Source organism: Caballeronia glebae (genome assembly GCF_001545035.1).
Taxonomy (GTDB): Bacteria; Pseudomonadota; Gammaproteobacteria; order Burkholderiales; family Burkholderiaceae; genus Caballeronia; species Caballeronia glebae.
In genome coordinates, this window is the sequence record NZ_FCOJ02000008.1 from 112,042 (window position 1) to 129,040 (window position 16,999).

A 16,999-nucleotide genomic window follows, 5' to 3' on the forward strand; every position below is an offset into this window, starting at 1 on the left:
TATTCTCTCTTCAGGTTCGTGTCGTTCGCACACGAGATCTCAATGCTTTATCCCACAGAATTTGATGTGATCGTCGTTGGCGGCGGTCACGCGGGCACTGAGGCGGCGCTCGCCTTGGCGCGTATGGGCTGCAAAACGCTGCTTTTGACCCATAACATCGAGACGCTTGGCCAGATGAGCTGCAATCCGTCGATTGGCGGGATCGGCAAAGGCCATCTCGTCAAAGAAGTCGACGCGTTAGGCGGTGCCATGGCAGCGGCCACGGACGAGTCGGGCATTCAGTTCCGCATCCTGAACTCGTCGAAGGGACCGGCTGTCCGGGCGACGCGCGCGCAGGCCGATCGTCTGCTTTATAAGCAGGCAATCCGTCATCGGCTCGAAAATCAGCCGAATCTGTGGCTGTTTCAGCAGGCGGTGGACGATTTGATGGTCGAAGGCGATCGCGTCGTCGGTGCTGTCACACAGGTCGGTCTACGGTTTCGCTCTCGCGCCGTGGTCTTGACGGCGGGCACTTTCCTGGACGGGAAGATTCACGTCGGCCTTAATAACTACGTCGGCGGCCGTGCGGGCGATCCGGCTGCCGTGTCTCTTTCGGCGCGTCTGAAGGAATTGAAGCTGCCGCAAGGCCGCCTCAAAACCGGCACGCCGCCGCGAATCGATGGCCGCACGATTGATTTTTCGAAGCTCGAAGAGCAACCGGGCGATCTCGATCCGATTCCAGTGTTCTCGTTTTTGGGCAGGGTGGAGCAGCATCCGCGTCAGATGCCGTGCTGGGTCACGCATACGAACGCCAGAACGCATGACATTATTCGCTCCGGGCTTGATCGCTCGCCCATGTACACGGGCGTTATTGAAGGCGTGGGGCCGCGCTATTGCCCCTCGATCGAGGACAAGATTCATCGCTTTGCGTCGAAAGATGCTCACCAGATTTTTCTGGAACCGGAAGGGCTGACCACGAACGAGTTTTATCCGAACGGCATCTCGACGAGCCTTCCGTTTGATGTCCAGCTCGATCTCGTGCGCTCGATGCATGGCTTGGAGCACGCTCATATCCTTCGCCCGGGATACGCGATCGAATACGATTACTTCGATCCGCGTGCGTTGAAGGCGTCGCTTGAAACGAAAGCGATCAATGGCTTGTTTTTCGCCGGACAGATCAACGGAACGACAGGCTACGAAGAGGCCGCCGCGCAAGGTTTGCTCGCGGGCATTAACGCCGGCCTCCAGGTGCAAGGCAAAGACGCGTGGTCGCCGCGCCGCGATCAGGCGTATTTGGGCGTTCTCGTTGATGATCTTGTGACGCGCGGTGTGTCGGAGCCGTATCGAATGTTCACGAGCCGCGCTGAATACCGTCTCTCGCTGCGCGAGGACAACGCAGACATGCGCCTGACGGAGATCGGCCGTGAGTTGGGCGTAATTGATGACGTCCGATGGGACACGTTCAGCCGCAAGCGCGACGCTGTTTCACGTGAAACACAGCGCCTCCGTTCGACGTGGGTCAATCCCAAGACATTGCCGGCGGAAGAAGCGACCGCATTCCTGGGCAAACCCATCGACCACGAGTACAGCTTGGCCGATCTCCTGTGCCGTCCGGGTATTTCCTACGACGGAATTTGTGCGTTACGCGACGGCCTATGTGCTCCGGACGCGCCCTTGGCGGACGATCCGGTCCTGGTGAGCCAGATCAAAGAGCAGATTGAGATCGGTGTGAAGTATCAAGGCTACATCGATCGTCAGGCCGATGAGATCGTGCGAAACGGCGCGCATGAAAACACGCGCTTGCCTGAAGCTCTGGACTACAACGAGGTCCGTGGCCTGTCCTTCGAGGCTCGCCAGAAGCTGATCCAGCACCGACCTGAAACCATTGGTCAGGCATCGCGTATCTCGGGCATTACGCCGGCCGCGATTTCACTTCTGATGGTGCATCTGAAGCGCGGCGCAGGTCGCCGCGGCCGCAACTCAGCCGGCGAGGATTCAGCGACCAGCAATCCGGCGGCGGTTCAATGACGGAGCGTAACCAATCTTTGCCGGCAACGCTCGAAGAGGGCGCCGCCGCGCTCGGACTCGCGCTTTCGTCGTCGCAAAGCCAAAAGCTGCTCGATTACGTCGCGCTGCTCGGTAAATGGAACTCCGTCTACAACCTGACGGCGATCCGCGACCCGCAGCAGATGATGATCCAGCACATTCTGGACTCTCTCGCGATCGTTCCCGCGGTTTCCGCGCGTAATCCGGCGACAGCGCTGGACGTGGGTTCCGGCGGCGGTTTACCCGGCATCGTCCTGGCAATCGCACTCCCGGATTTGCGTGTCACGCTGAACGACATCGTTCACAAGAAAAGCGCTTTTCAGTCGCAGGCGAAGGTGCAGTTAGGTCTGAACAATCTATCTGTCGTGACGGGGCGTGTTGAGAGTTTACGTCCGGGTATCGAAGTACCGGAAAAATTCGATGTAATCGTGTCTCGTGCTTTCGCAGAGCTCTCCGATTTCGTTACACTTGCGCGTCATCTGGTTGCGGACAAGGGGCGGATTCTGGCAATGAAAGGCGTAAAGCCCGACGCCGAAGCCGCACGAGTGCCGGCGGGCGCCACGGTGCTTGGCATCGAGCGTCTGAACGTGCCGATGCTCGACGCCGAGCGGCATCTCGTCGAGATTGCCGTGGAGCCGTTATGACGGTCCGTTGAAGAGTTTTCATCCGCCATTCCAGGCATGCTGATCTTCTGACAGCGAAGAAACGAGGACACAAAACGATGGCAAAAATCTTCTGCGTCGCAAATCAGAAGGGCGGCGTTGGAAAGACCACGACAGCGGTCAATCTCGCGGCGAGCCTCGCGGGGCTGGGTCAGCGCGTGCTGCTGATCGACCTTGATCCGCAGGGCAACGCGACGATGGGTAGCGGCATCGACAAGTCAGCGTGCGAGAACACCGTCTACGAAGTGCTCGTCGATGGCGTGACACTGCGCGAGGCGCGCACGCGTCCGGAGGCGCTCGGTTACGACGTGCTGCCGGCCAACCGCGAACTCGCGGGGGCAGAGGTCGAACTCGTGGGTGTGGAGAACCGCGAGCGCATCCTTCGTGCCGCCATCGCCGAAGTAGTCGATGACTATGACTTTGTGCTGATCGATTGCCCGCCGGCGCTTTCGCTGCTGACGCTCAACGCGTTGTGCGCGGCGCACGGCGTGGTAATTCCGATGCAGTGCGAATACTTCGCGCTGGAAGGGCTCTCGGACCTCGTCAACACGATCAAGCAGGTTCACGCGAATCTGAATCGCGACTTGAAAGTCATCGGCCTGCTGCGCGTCATGTTCGATCCTCGGATCACGTTACAACAACAAGTGTCGGATCAATTGAAAGAGCACTTCGGCAGCAAATTGTTCGATGTGGTGATCCCGCGCAACGTGCGTCTTGCCGAGGCGCCGAGCTACGGGCTGCCGGGCGTCGTGTTCGACAAGTCGTCGCGCGGTGCCCAGGCATATATCCAGTTCGGCACGGAAATGATCGAGCGTGTGCGCGCGCTCGACGTCAACTAAGCAAACCCACTCGATGCGGCAGGAACGCCGATGGAGGAACCGAAATGAGCGCTGTAATGAAGAAGAAGGGTTTGGGCCGAGGCCTGGATGCATTGCTCGGCGGCAGCGTCGACATTACGGAAGCCGTGCGCGGTGAGGGCGCACCCTCGGTGTTGCCGCTCGACAAGTTGCAGGCCGGCAAGTATCAGCCGCGCACGCGCATGGACGAGGGCGCACTTCAGGAACTCGCGGCGAGCATCCGCGCGCAAGGGCTGATGCAACCGATCCTCGTGCGCTCCGTCGGCGGCGATCGCTATGAAATCATCGCGGGCGAGCGACGTTTCCGCGCCGCGCGCCTCGCCGGTCTCGACGAAGTTCCGGTACTCGTCAAGAACGTGCCGGATCAGGCCGCGGCCGCGATGGCGCTGATCGAAAATATCCAGCGGGAGGACCTGAATCCGCTGGAAGAGGCACAGGGCATCCAGCGCCTGCTCGACGAGTTCAGTTTCACGCACGAACAGGCAGCCGAGGCAGTCGGCCGCTCGCGCAGCGCCGTGTCGAACCTACTGCGTCTTTTGAACCTCGCCACGCCCGTCCAGACGATGCTCCTCGCCGGCGACCTCGACATGGGCCACGCACGCGCGCTGCTCGCCGTCGACGCGGCTACCCAGATCCAGCTGGCCAATCACGTCGTCAATCGCCGCTTGTCGGTGCGTGAAACGGAGCGTCTCGTCGCGGCGACGACCAAGGAAGCGCCTGCGACAAAAGCGCGCGCCGCAAACGACGGCGGACGTGATACGCGTCGTCTGGAAGAAGAGCTGTCGGATCTGCTTTCGGCCAACGTGAAGATCAAGCTGGGCGGAAGAGGGCGCGGCAAAGTCACCATCGATTTCGGCGATCTCGACTCGCTCGAAGGCATTCTGACGAAGCTGCGCGGCAGCATCGAAATGCCGACTCCCACGGTCTGATTCACGCGCATCTTGTCCGAATTCGACGTTAAACGCACACGCTCCGACTTTCTCGCGCGTATCTGGAGAGCCGTCTCGAAAGAGCCGGTTCTCGCGATCCTCGTCTTCGCGTTCGTCGTGCTCCAGATCGCCCATCCACGGCCTTGGATGTCGCTGCCCGGTCTCGTCGACTGGCAGACAGTGCTCACGCTCGCCGGTCTCCTGATCCTGACCAAAGCCATCGAATTGTCAGGATTCCTGATGTGGGCCGCGCATCGGCTAGTGCACCACATTCACGGCGAGCGCACCCTGGCGCTGCTGCTCGTGGCGCTCGCCGCGGGTCTCTCGACCGTGCTGACCAACGACGTCGCGCTTTTTGCCGTCGTGCCGCTCGCCTTGTCGTTGCACAAACTCGCGCCCTTGCCGATCAAACGACTCGTCATCGTGATCGCGCTCGCGGTCAACGCAGGCTCGATTCTCACGCCGCTCGGCAATCCCCAGAACCTGTTCCTCTGGCAGACGAGCGGCGTCGGCTTCCCGGCCTTCGTGTGGGCGATGCTGCCGCTGTGCGCCGCGTTGATGGCGCTGCTCGGCATTGTCACGTTCGCCATGTTCCGTGCCGAGCCGCTCGATTTGTCCGGCGATGCCGACGAGCATCGCGTCGATCGCGTGCTGTGCGGCGTGAGCGTGCTCGCATTCGCGGCGTTCGTGGCGCTCGCCGATGCGCATCATGCCGGCCCCGCGCTCGCCGTCCTCGCGCTCGTCTTCTTGTTATGGCGCCGTGAGGTCGTCTTCAAGATTGACTGGCTTTTGCTGCTCATCTTCGTGATGATGTTCATCGTGCTGCGCAGCGCGGCTGCGTTGCCGTCGATTCACGCCGGCATTGCTCATATCGGCGTCGGCACACCGATGCGCGCGTATGCGGCGGGCGCCTTGCTGTCGCAGGCGATCAGCAACGTGCCGGCGGCCATCGTGCTTGCGGAATTCTCCAAAGACTGGCGTGCGCTCGCGTTCGGCGTGAGCGTGGGTGGTTTCGGCATCGCGATCGGCTCGCTGGCGAATCTCATCGCCGTCCGGCTCTCGGGTGAAAAGGGCATGTGGATGCCATTTCACATGGTGTCGATCCCATTCTGGATCGTGGCAATGGCAATCGGTTGGGCGCTTATTTGACGCTCGGCCGGGGCTCCGGCATCGGCTGAAAATCTCCTTGCAATTGCAAGGAAAGTCTCGCTTTTGAGACCGATTTTTAAGGTTCGTTTCCGTGGTTTTTGACGCGCCTAAACTATTGAATCTGTGACAACAATCGCTTACAATCGCCCGGATTTATCAGCTAGGCCACCTCGAAAGCGCAGCGAAAGCGCAGGGTGATTTTCCCGGACTTTTGGTGGAAGGTGGGAACACGGTGCGAGAGGAAAATCGAGCGCCGGACGCTCACGCAACCGGCGATGAAAACGCCCCCGGAAATCAGCCGCGCCGTTCGTCGAGCGAGTCGTGGGATGCCGAAGCGCAAGATAACAATATCGTTCCGCTCACGCGGGACCAGGCACAAAAGCTGTTTGGGCCCGAGGTGAGTCGTCCATCGCGTGTCACGCCGTTCAAGGTGGTGGCAGCGCAAATGGTTTTGTCCCTGGGTGCGACGCTACTGTGGTGGCTGTTCTACAAGCCGCCGGGCGATGCTGCGCTGTCCGCATTTCTGGGGGGAGCAATCTGCTGGGTGCCGAGCGCCTTGTTCGCCTCGCGTCTGAAGGCAAAGAGCGGCGCGGAGACGATCATGAGTTGGATGATCGGCGAGGCGCTCAAGATGGGAGCGACGATCGCCATGTTCGTGGCGGTCGCGTACTGGTACAAGAGCGCGTTGTGGTTGCCGCTGCTCGTCACGTACATCGTCGCTCTGAAGACTTACTGGGTTGCAATGGCGCTTCGGTGACGATTCTTGACGTCACAGGTAAGTGCCCGCAGCGCGGGTTGTAAGTAGCATCACATATGAACAGGTGCGGACCGTGTACCGCACCCGGACCTCTCGACCCGGAGCCGCAACGCGAAGCGGTGGCTCGGAGACGACAGGCAGCGAAAGATTTTTGACAATTTGGGTGGCTTTAACGATATGGCAGCTAGCGAAGGAACGCACGCTCTGGATCCGTCCGAGTACATTGCGCACCACTTGCAGAATCTTTCCACGCACGCGCAGACGTCGATTTTCGACATCCACGTCTGGAATCTCGACACGTTGTTCTGGTCGATCGTGTGCGGTCTTGTAACCATCCTCATTCTCGGCCTTGCGGCGCGCAAGGCGACGTCCGGCGTGCCCGGCCGTTTCCAGTGCGCCATCGAGATGCTGGTCGAAATGGTCGAAGACCAGTCGAAGTCGATGATCCACGGCAGCCGCCGCTTCATTGCTCCGCTGGCGCTGACCGTGTTCGTCTGGGTCGCCCTGATGAACGCGCTCGACTTCATCCCCGTGGATCTGCCGGGCCGCGTGATCGGCTGGCTGGGTCTTTCGGAAGTCATTCCGCATCATCGCATCGTGCCGACGGCCGACCTGAACGGTACGCTCGGCATCGCGCTCGGCGTGTTCGCGCTGATGATCTACTACAACATCAAGATCAAGGGCGCTGGCGGCTTCGTGCACGAGCTGCTGTCGGCTCCGTTCGGCGCGCATCCGCTGCTGTGGATTCCGAACCTCGCGCTGAACATCATCGAGTTCGTCGCCAAGACGGTTTCGCTCGGCATGCGGCTTTTCGGCAACATGTACGCCGGCGAACTGCTGTTCCTCCTGATCGCCCTTCTGGGCAGCATGTGGACGTTCGGTGCGGACGCTTCCGTGCTCGGTTTCCTCGGTCATGTGGTCGCGGGCACGGTTTGGGCGATCTTCCACATTCTGATCGTGCTGTTGCAGGCGTTCATTTTCATGATGCTGACGCTGGTGTACCTCGGCCAGGCGCATGACACACACTGACGCGTGACGGCACGTTCCGGAATCGTTCAGGTTTTAGGTTTTCGTTTTTTATAAATCCAGTTCCAAAGTCTTTAATCAAAGGAGTGATCATGCAAGCTTTCATCGCCAACATCCAGGGTCTGACCGCCATCGGTATCGGCATCATCATCGGCCTGGGTGCAATCGGCGCCTGTATCGGTATCGGTCTGATGGGCGGCAAGTACATTGAAGCATGCGCCCGCCAGCCGGAACTGATGAACCCGCTGCAGACCAAGATGTTCCTGCTGGCTGGTCTGATCGACGCGGCGTTCCTGATCGGCGTTGGTGTGGCAATGCTGTTTGCGTTTGCGAACCCGCTGCTCTCGAAGCTCGCAGGCTGAGGTTCCTCGGAACTGTGCGTCTGACTTTTAAAGACGCCTGAACGGAACGGGTGAGGCGCTGATCGAGCTCAACAAGCCGATGAGCGCCTTTTAACCGTTTCACCTCCGATCAAGCAACGTTTAAGGAAACACCGTGAATCTCAACGCAACCCTGTTTGCGCAAATGGTCGTGTTTCTGATCCTCGCGTGGTTCACGATGAAGTTCGTGTGGCCGCCGTTGATCAACGCCCTCGACGAGCGCTCGAAAAAGATTGCCGATGGCCTCGCCGCCGCCGACAAGGGCAAAGCGGAACTCGAAGCAGCGCACAAGCGTGTCGACCAGGAACTCGCGCAAGCGCGCAACGACGGCCAGCAACGCATCGCCGACGCCGAGAAGCGCGCCGCCGCAGTCGCAGAAGAAATCAAGGCCAACGCCCAGGCCGAAGCCGCGCGCATCGTCGCGCAAGCCAAGGCGGACGCCGACCAGCAAGTCGTGAAGGCTCGCGAAACGCTGCGTGGCGAAGTCGCGGCGCTGGCTGTGAAAGGCGCTGAGCAGATTCTGAAGCGCGAAGTCGATCAGAAGGCTCATGCCGATCTGCTGAATCAACTCAAAACCGAGCTCTGATCATGGCCGAACTTGCAACCATCGCTCGTCCTTACGCAGAAGCGCTGTTCCGCGTAGCCGAAACCGGCGATCTCGCGGGCTGGTCCACCTTCGTCGAGGAGTTGGCACAGGTTGCGCGTCTGCCCGAAGTGGAAACGGTCGCTTCGAGCCCGAAGGTGAGCCGCCAGCAAATCGTCGATCTCCTGCTCGTCGCAGTGAAATCGCCGCTCGCGCAGAGTAATGCTCAGGCGAAGAACTTTGTCGGCATGCTTGTCGAGAATCATCGACTCTCGCTGCTGCCGGAAATCGCCGTCCAGTTCGACGAATTGAAGAACGCCCGTGAAGGTGCTGCCGATGTTCACATCGTGAGCGCATTCCCCCTCGAAGGCGAACAGTTGAACGACCTCGTTGCTAGCCTCGAACGCAAGTTCCAGCGCAAGCTGAAAGCGGACGTCGAAGTCGATCAGTCGCTGATCGGCGGCGTTCGCGTGACGGTTGGCGACGAAGTGCTCGATACCTCGGTCCGCGCGCGCCTCGCCAGCATGCAGACGGCTCTGACCGCCTAAACGTTTATTAGGCGATCAACCCGTGTCTCTAGCTGGCACGCAACAGAATTGACTATCAGGAGCGAATAATGCAACTCAATCCCTCTGAGATCAGCGAGCTGATCAAGAGCAGGATCCAGGGCCTTGAAGCGAGCGCGGACGTTCGCAACCAGGGCACCGTGATCTCCGTGACCGACGGTATCGTGCGTATTCACGGCCTGTCGGACGTGATGCAGGGCGAAATGCTCGAATTCCCGGGCAACACCTTCGGCCTCGCGCTGAACCTCGAACGTGACTCGGTCGGCGCCGTTATTCTCGGTGAGTACGAGCACATTTCGGAAGGCGACATCGTCAAGACGACGGGCCGCATTCTCGAAGTGCCGGTCGGTCCGGAACTCATCGGCCGTGTGGTCGATGCGCTCGGCAATCCGATCGACGGCAAGGGCCCGATCAACGCAAAAGCAACCGACGCAATCGAAAAGATCGCTCCGGGCGTGATCTGGCGTAAGTCGGTGTCGCAGCCGGTGCAAACGGGTCTGAAGTCGATCGACTCGATGGTGCCGATCGGCCGTGGCCAGCGCGAGCTGATCATCGGCGACCGTCAGTGCGGCAAGACCGCGGTGGCCGTCGACGCGATCATCAACCAGAAGGGCAAGGACCTGTTCTGTATCTACGTCGCGATTGGCCAGAAGGCTTCGTCGATCATGAACGTGGTGCGCAAGCTCGAAGAAACCGGCGCGATGGCGTACACCATCGTCGTGGCGGCTTCGGCTTCGGAATCGGCCGCGATGCAATACCTCGCGCCGTATGCCGGCTGCTCGATGGGCGAATACTTCCGCGACCGCGGGCAAGATGCGCTGATCGTTTATGACGACTTGACCAAGCAAGCGTGGGCGTATCGCCAGATCTCGCTGCTGCTGCGCCGCCCGCCGGGCCGCGAAGCGTATCCGGGTGACGTGTTCTATCTGCACTCGCGTCTGCTGGAGCGCGCGGCTCGCGTCTCGGAAGAGTACGTCGAGAAGTTCACCAACGGCGAAGTGAAGGGCAAGAGCGGCTCGCTGACGGCGCTGCCGGTCATCGAAACGCAAGCCGGCGACGTGACCGCATTCGTTCCGACGAACGTGATCTCGATTACCGACGGCCAGATCTTCCTGGAAACCGACCTGTTCAACGCCGGTATCCGCCCTGCTATCAACGCGGGCGTGTCGGTGTCGCGCGTGGGCGGTGCGGCTCAGACCAAGGTCATCAAGAAGCTGTCGGGCGGTATCCGTACCGACCTGGCGCAGTATCGTGAACTGGCTGCGTTCGCGCAGTTCGCGTCGGACCTCGACGAAGCCACCCGCAAGCAGCTGGAGCGCGGCCGCCGCGTGACGGAACTGCTGAAGCAGCCGCAATATCAGCCGCTGCAAGTGTGGGAACTGGCTGTCGCGCTGTTCGCGGCCAACAACGGCTATCTGGACGATCTCGAAGTTTCGCAAGTGCTGGCGTTCGAAAAGGGCTTGCGCGAATTCCTGAAGGCCAGCCACGGCGATCTGATTAAGCGCATCGAAGACAACAAAGACTTGTCGAAGGACGACGAAGGCGCACTGCATGCCGCGCTGAAGGACTTCAAGAAGTCGGGCGCTTATTGATCGGGATAGAGAAGTAACGCGCGATGTCATCGGGCATCGCGCGGCTTCGATCAAGGAGTAAGCAATGGCTGGAATGAAGGAAATTCGCGGCAAGATCAAGAGCGTGCAGAACACGCGCAAGATCACGAAAGCGATGGAAATGGTCGCCGCATCGAAGATGCGCCGTGCCCAGGAACGCATGCGTTCCGCCCGTCCGTATGCCGATAAGGTCCGCGCGATCGCATCGCACATGAGCAAGGCGAACCCGGAGTATCGCCATCCGTTCATGGTCGAGAACAAGGGCGCGAAGACGGCCGGCCTGATCCTTGTCACGACCGACAAGGGTCTGTGCGGCGGCATGAACACGAACATCCTGCGTGCGTCGCTCGTCAAGATCAAGGAACTCGATCAGAGCGGTGTCCAGCTCGAGGCTTCGGCGATCGGCGGCAAGGGGCTCGGCTTCCTGACTCGCCTGAAGGCCAAGGTCGTGTCGCAAGTCACGCAATTGGGCGACACGCCGCATCTGGAAAAGCTGATCGGCGCGATCAAGGTGCAGCTCGACCTGTATTCGGAAGGCAAGATCAACGCGGTGTACCTCGCGTACACGCGCTTCATCAACACGATGAAGCAGGAAGCGGTGATCGAGCAGTTGCTGCCGCTGTCGGTGGATGATTTCGACGCGAAGGACGAAGACGGCGTTACTCCGAAGACCTCGTGGGATTACATCTACGAGCCGGACGCGCAAAGCGTGGTGGACGAGCTTCTCGTTCGCTACGTCGAAGCGCTCGTCTATCAGGCGGTCGCGGAAAACATGGCGTCGGAGCAATCCGCGCGCATGGTCGCGATGAAAGCCGCGTCGGACAACGCGAAGACCGTGATCAACGAACTGCAGCTCGTGTACAACAAGAGCCGCCAGGCCGCGATTACGAAGGAATTGTCGGAAATCGTCGGCGGCGCCGCAGCGGTCTGATTTTGCTGACCGCGTGAAAGAACACAGTATCTAAAGGAAATGCGATGAGTACTACTGCTTTGGTAGAAGGCAAGATCGTACAGTGCATCGGCGCCGTTATCGACGTGGAATTCCCGCGTGCGCAAATGCCGAAGATCTACGACGCGCTCATTCTGGAAGGCTCGGAACTGACGCTGGAAGTCCAGCAACAGTTGGGCGACGGCGTGGTGCGTACCATCTGTCTGGGTGCGTCCGACGGTCTGCGCCGCGGCACGATTGTCAAGAACACGGCCAAGCCCATCAGCGTGCCGGTCGGCAAGCCGACGCTCGGCCGCATCATGGACGTGCTCGGCCGTCCGATCGACGAAGCGGGCCCGATCGAATCGGAAACGTTGCGCTCGATCCACCAGAAAGCGCCGGCGTTCGAAGACCTGTCGCCGTCGACCGAACTGCTCGAAACGGGCATCAAGGTTATCGACCTGATCTGCCCGTTTGCAAAGGGCGGCAAGGTCGGTCTGTTCGGCGGTGCGGGCGTGGGCAAGACCGTGAACATGATGGAACTCATCAACAACATCGCGAAGGAGCACGGCGGTTACTCCGTGTTCGCCGGTGTGGGTGAGCGTACCCGTGAAGGGAACGACTTCTACCACGAAATGAAGGACTCGAACGTTCTCGACAAGGTCGCGCTGGTGTACGGCCAGATGAACGAGCCGCCGGGCAACCGTCTGCGCGTTGCGCTGACCGGTCTGACGATGGCCGAGCATTTCCGTGACGAAGGTCTCGACGTGCTGTTCTTCGTCGACAACATCTATCGTTTCACGCTGGCGGGTACGGAAGTGTCCGCTCTGCTCGGCCGTATGCCTTCGGCAGTGGGTTATCAGCCGACGCTGGCTGAAGAAATGGGCAAGCTGCAAGAGCGTATTACGTCGACCAAGACCGGCTCGATCACGTCGGTTCAGGCCGTGTACGTCCCTGCGGATGACTTGACCGACCCGTCGCCGGCTACGACCTTCGGCCACTTGGACGCAACCGTCGTGTTGTCGCGTGACATCGCATCGCTGGGTATTTATCCGGCAGTGGACCCGCTCGATTCGACCTCGCGTCAGATCGACCCGCACGTGATCGGCGAAGAGCACTACACGATCACGCGTGGTGTTCAGCAGACGCTGCAGCGCTACAAGGAACTGCGCGACATCATCGCGATTCTGGGCATGGACGAACTGTCGCCGGAAGACAAGCTGTCGGTCTCGCGCGCGCGCAAGATCCAGCGTTTCCTGTCGCAGCCGTTCCACGTCGCTGAAGTGTTCACGGGTTCGCCGGGCAAGTACGTGCCGCTGAAGGAAACGATCCGCGGCTTCAAGATGATCGTCGAAGGCGAGTGCGATCATCTGCCGGAGCAGGCGTTCTATATGGTCGGCACGATCGACGAAGCCTTCGAAAAGGCCAAGAAGATCCAGTAAAGGTCGGGTGTTTTTCCAGAGGACGCCAGCGCGAAGCGTTGGCGTTCACGAATGACACTGACCCAGGAGTCGACACAAATGGCAACCATCAAGGTAGACGTCGTCAGCGCGGAAGAGCAGATCTTCTCGGGCCAGGCGAAGTTCGTCGCGCTGCCGGGCGAAGCGGGTGAGCTGGGCATTCTGCCGGGCCACACGCCGCTCATCACGCGCATTCGTCCGGGCGCGGTGCGCATCGAGGCGGAAGACGGCTCGGAAGAGTTCGTGTTCGTGGCCGGCGGGATTCTCGAAATCCAGCCGGGCGTCGTGACCGTGCTCGCCGATACCGCCATCCGCGGCGCCGATCTCGACGAAGCGAAGGCAGAGCAGGCGAAGAAGCGTGCCGAGGAAGTGATTCAGAACAACACCTCGGAGCTTGAGTACGCGACCGCGCAAGCGGAACTCGCATACGCAACGGCTCAACTCGCGGCGATCCAGCGTCTGCGCAAGGCGCACGCGAAGCACTAAGCGAGCGACGCGCCTCAAGCAGCGTTCAGCAGTTCAAAAGAAGCAGCCTTCGGGCTGCTTTTTTTTTATGCTCCTAATCGGCAAATCGCGCGGGTAAATCTGCATATCGGTTATGTGGCGCTCACGCCATTTTGGGTAAGCCATTGATTCGAGGCGTGTTTTGGCGACTGCGTGAAACCCGCATTGCGGGGAAACACTCAATGCCCGCACGCGCCTTGCGATGCACAATGGCCTCCAATCAGCCTTCATCGGGCGGCGATTCACATTGGCGGAGACCATCGATGGCAACAGAACCGACCCAGGCCGGCGCGCAGATCGAACCGCGCGACGGTCTTTCCCATGTTCGCGGCGCGACGGACATCCCACTGAGCGACGCGACCGTTTCGCGCCTGCTTCTCGAAACCGCCGGCCGATTCGCCGATCGCCCGGCTGTCGTGTTCCGCGAGCAGAACATCCGCTGGACGTGGCGCGAGTTCGCGCATCAGATCGACGTACTCGCGAGCGGACTGCTCGCGCTCGGCATTCAGGCGGGCGATCGCGTCGGCATCTGGTCGCCGAACCGCATCGAATGGCTGCTCACGCAGTTTGCGACCGCGCGCATGGGCGCGACGCTGGTCAACATCAATCCGGCGTACCGGCTGTCCGAGCTCGAATATGCGTTGAACAAGGTCGGCTGCAAGGCGATCGTCGCGGCCGAGCAGTTCAAGTCGTCGAAATATCTGGAGATGCTGCAAACGCTCGCGCCCGAACTCGCTCGCGCCGAGCCGAACGCGCTCGACGCCGCGAAGTTGCCCGACCTGCGCGCCGTGATCCGCATGGGCGCGGACAAGACGCCCGGCATGCTCAATTTCGACGATGTGATGCGCATCGGCCGCGAACGGCTCGATGCGACGCCGCTCGACGCGCTCGAAGCGAAGCTGAGCGCGGACGAGCCGATCAACATCCAGTTCACGAGCGGCACGACCGGCAATCCGAAGGGCGCGACGCTCACGCATCGGAACATCGTCAACAATGCGCGCTACATCGCGATCGCGATGCGCCTGACCGAGCAGGATTCGCTGTGCATTCCGGTGCCGCTGTATCACTGCTTCGGTATGGTGCTGGCCGTGCTCGCGTGCGTATCGACGGGTTGCACGATGGTGTTCCCCGGCGAAGCGTTCGATCCCGGCGCGACCCTCGCCGCCGTTCACGAGGAACAATGCACCGCGCTACACGGCGTGCCGACGATGTTCATCGCCGAACTCGATCACCCCGACTTCGCGAAGTACGACCTGAGCCGTCTGCGCACGGGCATCATGGCGGGTTCGCCGTGTCCGATCGAGACGATGAAGCGCGTGGTGTCGAAGATGCACCTGAGCGAGATCACGATCGCGTATGGCATGACGGAAACGAGTCCTGTGTCGTTCCAGAGTTCGACGACCGATCCGCTCGACAAGCGCACCACGACCGTCGGACGCATACAGCCGCATCTGGAAGTGAAGATCGTGGACGCGCTGGGGAGCATCGTGCCGGTCGGCGAAACCGGCGAACTCTGCACGCGCGGCTACTCGGTGATGAAGGGCTACTGGGGCGACGACGCGAAGACGCGCGAGGCGATCATCGACGGCTGGATGCACACCGGCGACCTCGCGACCATCGACGCGGAAGGCTATTGCAACATCGTCGGCCGCCTGAAAGACATGCTGATTCGCGGCGGCGAGAACATCTATCCGCGCGAGATCGAGGAATTCCTGTTCCGTCATCCGAAGGTGCAATCGGTGCAGGTGTTCGGCGTGCCGGATCAGAAATACGGCGAAGAAGTTTGCGCGTGGATCGTGGTGCGTCCGGGCGAGCAGGCGAGCGAGGACGAAATCCGCGAGTTTTGTCAGGGGCAGATCGCGCACTACAAGATTCCGCGCTATATCCGCTTCGTCGACGAATTGCCGATGACCGTCACCGGCAAGGCGCAGAAGTTCGTGATGCGCGCGCGCATGGTCGACGAACTGAAGCTCGCCGAGGCCAAAACCGCCTGAAATTCGGCGCGGCCGATTCCATGAAACGACAAAGGGAGCGCTGCGGCGCTCCCTTCTGTCATGGGACGAAACGTTCGAGCTTTGCGTTGCGCAAAACGCAAACGTTTGTCCAAGCGAAAAAAAAGCGGGCCTGGAGCCCGCTAAAAACCACACGCTACGGGGTTAGCGCGAGGAGACCAAACGTGGGATGTTTCGAATGCCTTACATTCGAATAACGACCCCAACACCGATGTCCCAAATATGAGAGCTTCGGCCACCAGCCTGCCATCGGATCGCGTTGTTTTCACACGAGGCAACCCGATACATCCGTGTTGAAACCGTTTGAACAGATTGTGGGCGAATTGATTCCGGATCGCCGTAACAAAGTGTTTCAGGTTGTAACCCGCGTCCCATAAGGCTCAGGGGAAATTTTCTCGCGCGATTCTCCTGATTTTCACGGATATATTGTCTGTTATTCCGATCATTAATTCGATCGGCCTCGCGCGACACCCAAATACGGATTTTCGGACTCATGCGATTATTCTAGTTTTTCGCGAAAATCGAACGTGCGGACGCATGAAATCGATGCGCAATTTTTCGCCGCAACCAATATCGCCGTCACAACCGCTATGGAGACACGCATGACCATTGACGCAGCCTTGCTCCGCTACTACAGCGCCGTCGAGGAGGCTTTTCCGGCGCTGCCGCCCGACGCGGAAGCGCGAGCGATCCGCGAGCGCTTCAGCAAGGTCGCTCAAGCTTACGCCAGAGAGCGCGACGAAGCCGTGACGGCCGACGATATCCAGCTCGACCTCGAAGGCCGCACGCTGGCCGCGCGCATCTACAAGCCGAAACACGCGCGCGGCCCGCTGCCGCTGATCGTGTACTTTCACGGCGGCGGTTGGGTGGTCGGCGATCTCGACACGCACGATGGGCTCGTCGCACGGCTTGCGCGCGATTCGCAATGCGCTGTGGCAAGCGTCGATTACCGGCTGGCGCCCGAGCATCCGTTTCCCGCGCCGTGCGAAGACGCGTTCGACGCGCTGATCTGGCTCGCCGAGCATCGTTCGCGGCTCGGTTTCGCGACGGACCGGCTGGCTGTCGGAGGCGACAGCGCAGGCGCGCACCTGGCGCTCGTCGCGGCGCGCGGCGCCAACGAGCGCGTGGCTGGCATCGTCGGCTTGCAATTGCTGCTCTATCCCGTAATGCGTCGTCAGTTCGAGAGTCCGAGTTGCATCGCCAACGCGAACGGTCCGGGTCTCACGAACGACGAAATGAAGTGGTACTGGACCCAGTTCCTGTCGGGCGAAACGCCGCGCGAGCATGACGTGCGCGCTTTTCCGCTCGCCGAGCCGTTCGAGCGCACGCCGGCGCCCGCGATCGTGGTCGCGGCTGCCTTCGATCCGCTCTACGACGACGCCGTCGAACTCAAACGCTTCCTGGAAGCGAGCGGCGGCCGCGTCGAGATGATCGACGCGCGCGACATGACGCACGGATTTGGCCGCATGCATGGGCAGTCGGAGGCGGCGCTGGGCTGGCTGCGCGGGATCGGCGAGCGCGCGGGCGAGTTGCTGCGCGCCGGGCGCTGAG

Annotated in this window: 16 protein-coding genes; all 16 read left to right on the forward strand. The window is 60.8% G+C overall.

All coding sequences use genetic code 11. The features are described from left to right. The first annotated feature begins 42 nt into the window (after positions 1 to 42). The 16 genes from mnmG (at position 43) to AWB82_RS07960 (ending at position 16,998) form a co-directional block, all read left to right on the forward strand. Positions 43 to 2,007, forward strand: a complete 1,965-nt coding sequence (gene mnmG, locus AWB82_RS07885; protein ID WP_086966590.1) for a tRNA uridine-5-carboxymethylaminomethyl(34) synthesis enzyme MnmG — start codon at positions 43 to 45, stop codon at positions 2,005 to 2,007. Next, positions 2,004 to 2,669, forward strand: coding sequence for a 16S rRNA (guanine(527)-N(7))-methyltransferase RsmG (rsmG, locus tag AWB82_RS07890; RefSeq protein WP_086966591.1), 666 nt, complete (start codon positions 2,004 to 2,006; stop codon positions 2,667 to 2,669). Before mnmG ends, rsmG begins: the two co-directional genes overlap by 4 nt. Positions 2,670 to 2,746: 77 nt before the next feature. Then, positions 2,747 to 3,526 (forward strand): ParA family protein, encoded by a 780-nt coding sequence (locus AWB82_RS07895; RefSeq protein WP_086966592.1) that lies wholly within the window; start codon positions 2,747 to 2,749, stop codon positions 3,524 to 3,526. A 44-nt stretch (positions 3,527 to 3,570) separates the two neighbouring features. After that, positions 3,571 to 4,473 carry a ParB/RepB/Spo0J family partition protein gene (locus AWB82_RS07900; RefSeq protein ID WP_086966593.1) on the forward strand — a complete coding sequence of 301 codons (903 nt, stop codon included), beginning with the start codon at positions 3,571 to 3,573 and terminating at the stop codon, positions 4,471 to 4,473. Positions 4,474 to 4,485: 12 nt separating this feature from the next. After that, positions 4,486 to 5,622: an SLC13 family permease gene (locus AWB82_RS07905; RefSeq protein ID WP_086966594.1), complete on the forward strand. Its 1,137-nt coding sequence runs from the start codon at positions 4,486 to 4,488 to the stop codon at positions 5,620 to 5,622. A gap of 211 nt (positions 5,623 to 5,833) precedes the next feature. Beyond that, a complete protein-coding gene (locus AWB82_RS07910) occupies positions 5,834 to 6,379 on the forward strand; it encodes an ATP synthase subunit I (protein ID WP_086966595.1) in 546 nt (181 codons plus the stop codon). A 177-nt stretch (positions 6,380 to 6,556) separates the two neighbouring features. Continuing rightward, the gene (gene atpB / locus AWB82_RS07915; RefSeq protein ID WP_086966596.1) at positions 6,557 to 7,408 is read left to right on the forward strand and encodes a F0F1 ATP synthase subunit A; all 852 of its coding nucleotides are present in this window, start codon (positions 6,557 to 6,559) and stop codon (positions 7,406 to 7,408) included. A gap of 89 nt (positions 7,409 to 7,497) precedes the next feature. Next, a complete protein-coding gene (gene atpE, locus AWB82_RS07920; RefSeq protein ID WP_007180033.1) occupies positions 7,498 to 7,767 on the forward strand; it encodes a F0F1 ATP synthase subunit C in 270 nt (89 codons plus the stop codon). A gap of 133 nt (positions 7,768 to 7,900) precedes the next feature. Then, positions 7,901 to 8,371, forward strand: coding sequence for a F0F1 ATP synthase subunit B (locus tag AWB82_RS07925; protein WP_086966597.1), 471 nt, complete (start codon positions 7,901 to 7,903; stop codon positions 8,369 to 8,371). Positions 8,372 to 8,373: 2 nt separating this feature from the next. Next, positions 8,374 to 8,916: a F0F1 ATP synthase subunit delta gene (locus tag AWB82_RS07930; protein WP_086966598.1), complete on the forward strand. Its 543-nt coding sequence runs from the start codon at positions 8,374 to 8,376 to the stop codon at positions 8,914 to 8,916. A 68-nt stretch (positions 8,917 to 8,984) separates the two neighbouring features. After that, a complete protein-coding gene (gene atpA / locus AWB82_RS07935) occupies positions 8,985 to 10,526 on the forward strand; it encodes a F0F1 ATP synthase subunit alpha (RefSeq protein ID WP_086966599.1) in 1,542 nt (513 codons plus the stop codon). 64 nt (positions 10,527 to 10,590) lie between these two features. After that, positions 10,591 to 11,475 carry a F0F1 ATP synthase subunit gamma gene (gene atpG / locus AWB82_RS07940; protein ID WP_086966600.1) on the forward strand — a complete coding sequence of 295 codons (885 nt, stop codon included), beginning with the start codon at positions 10,591 to 10,593 and terminating at the stop codon, positions 11,473 to 11,475. Positions 11,476 to 11,519: 44 nt separating this feature from the next. After that, positions 11,520 to 12,914, forward strand: coding sequence for a F0F1 ATP synthase subunit beta (gene atpD / locus AWB82_RS07945; RefSeq protein WP_086966601.1), 1,395 nt, complete (start codon positions 11,520 to 11,522; stop codon positions 12,912 to 12,914). Between the two features lie 78 nt (positions 12,915 to 12,992). Further along, positions 12,993 to 13,418 (forward strand): F0F1 ATP synthase subunit epsilon, encoded by a 426-nt coding sequence (locus AWB82_RS07950; RefSeq protein WP_086966602.1) that lies wholly within the window; start codon positions 12,993 to 12,995, stop codon positions 13,416 to 13,418. A gap of 281 nt (positions 13,419 to 13,699) precedes the next feature. Continuing rightward, positions 13,700 to 15,430 (forward strand): AMP-binding protein, encoded by a 1,731-nt coding sequence (locus AWB82_RS07955; RefSeq protein WP_086966603.1) that lies wholly within the window; start codon positions 13,700 to 13,702, stop codon positions 15,428 to 15,430. A gap of 620 nt (positions 15,431 to 16,050) precedes the next feature. Beyond that, positions 16,051 to 16,998, forward strand: a complete 948-nt coding sequence (locus AWB82_RS07960; protein ID WP_086966604.1) for an alpha/beta hydrolase — start codon at positions 16,051 to 16,053, stop codon at positions 16,996 to 16,998. The last annotated feature ends 1 nt before the right edge of the window (position 16,999 follow it).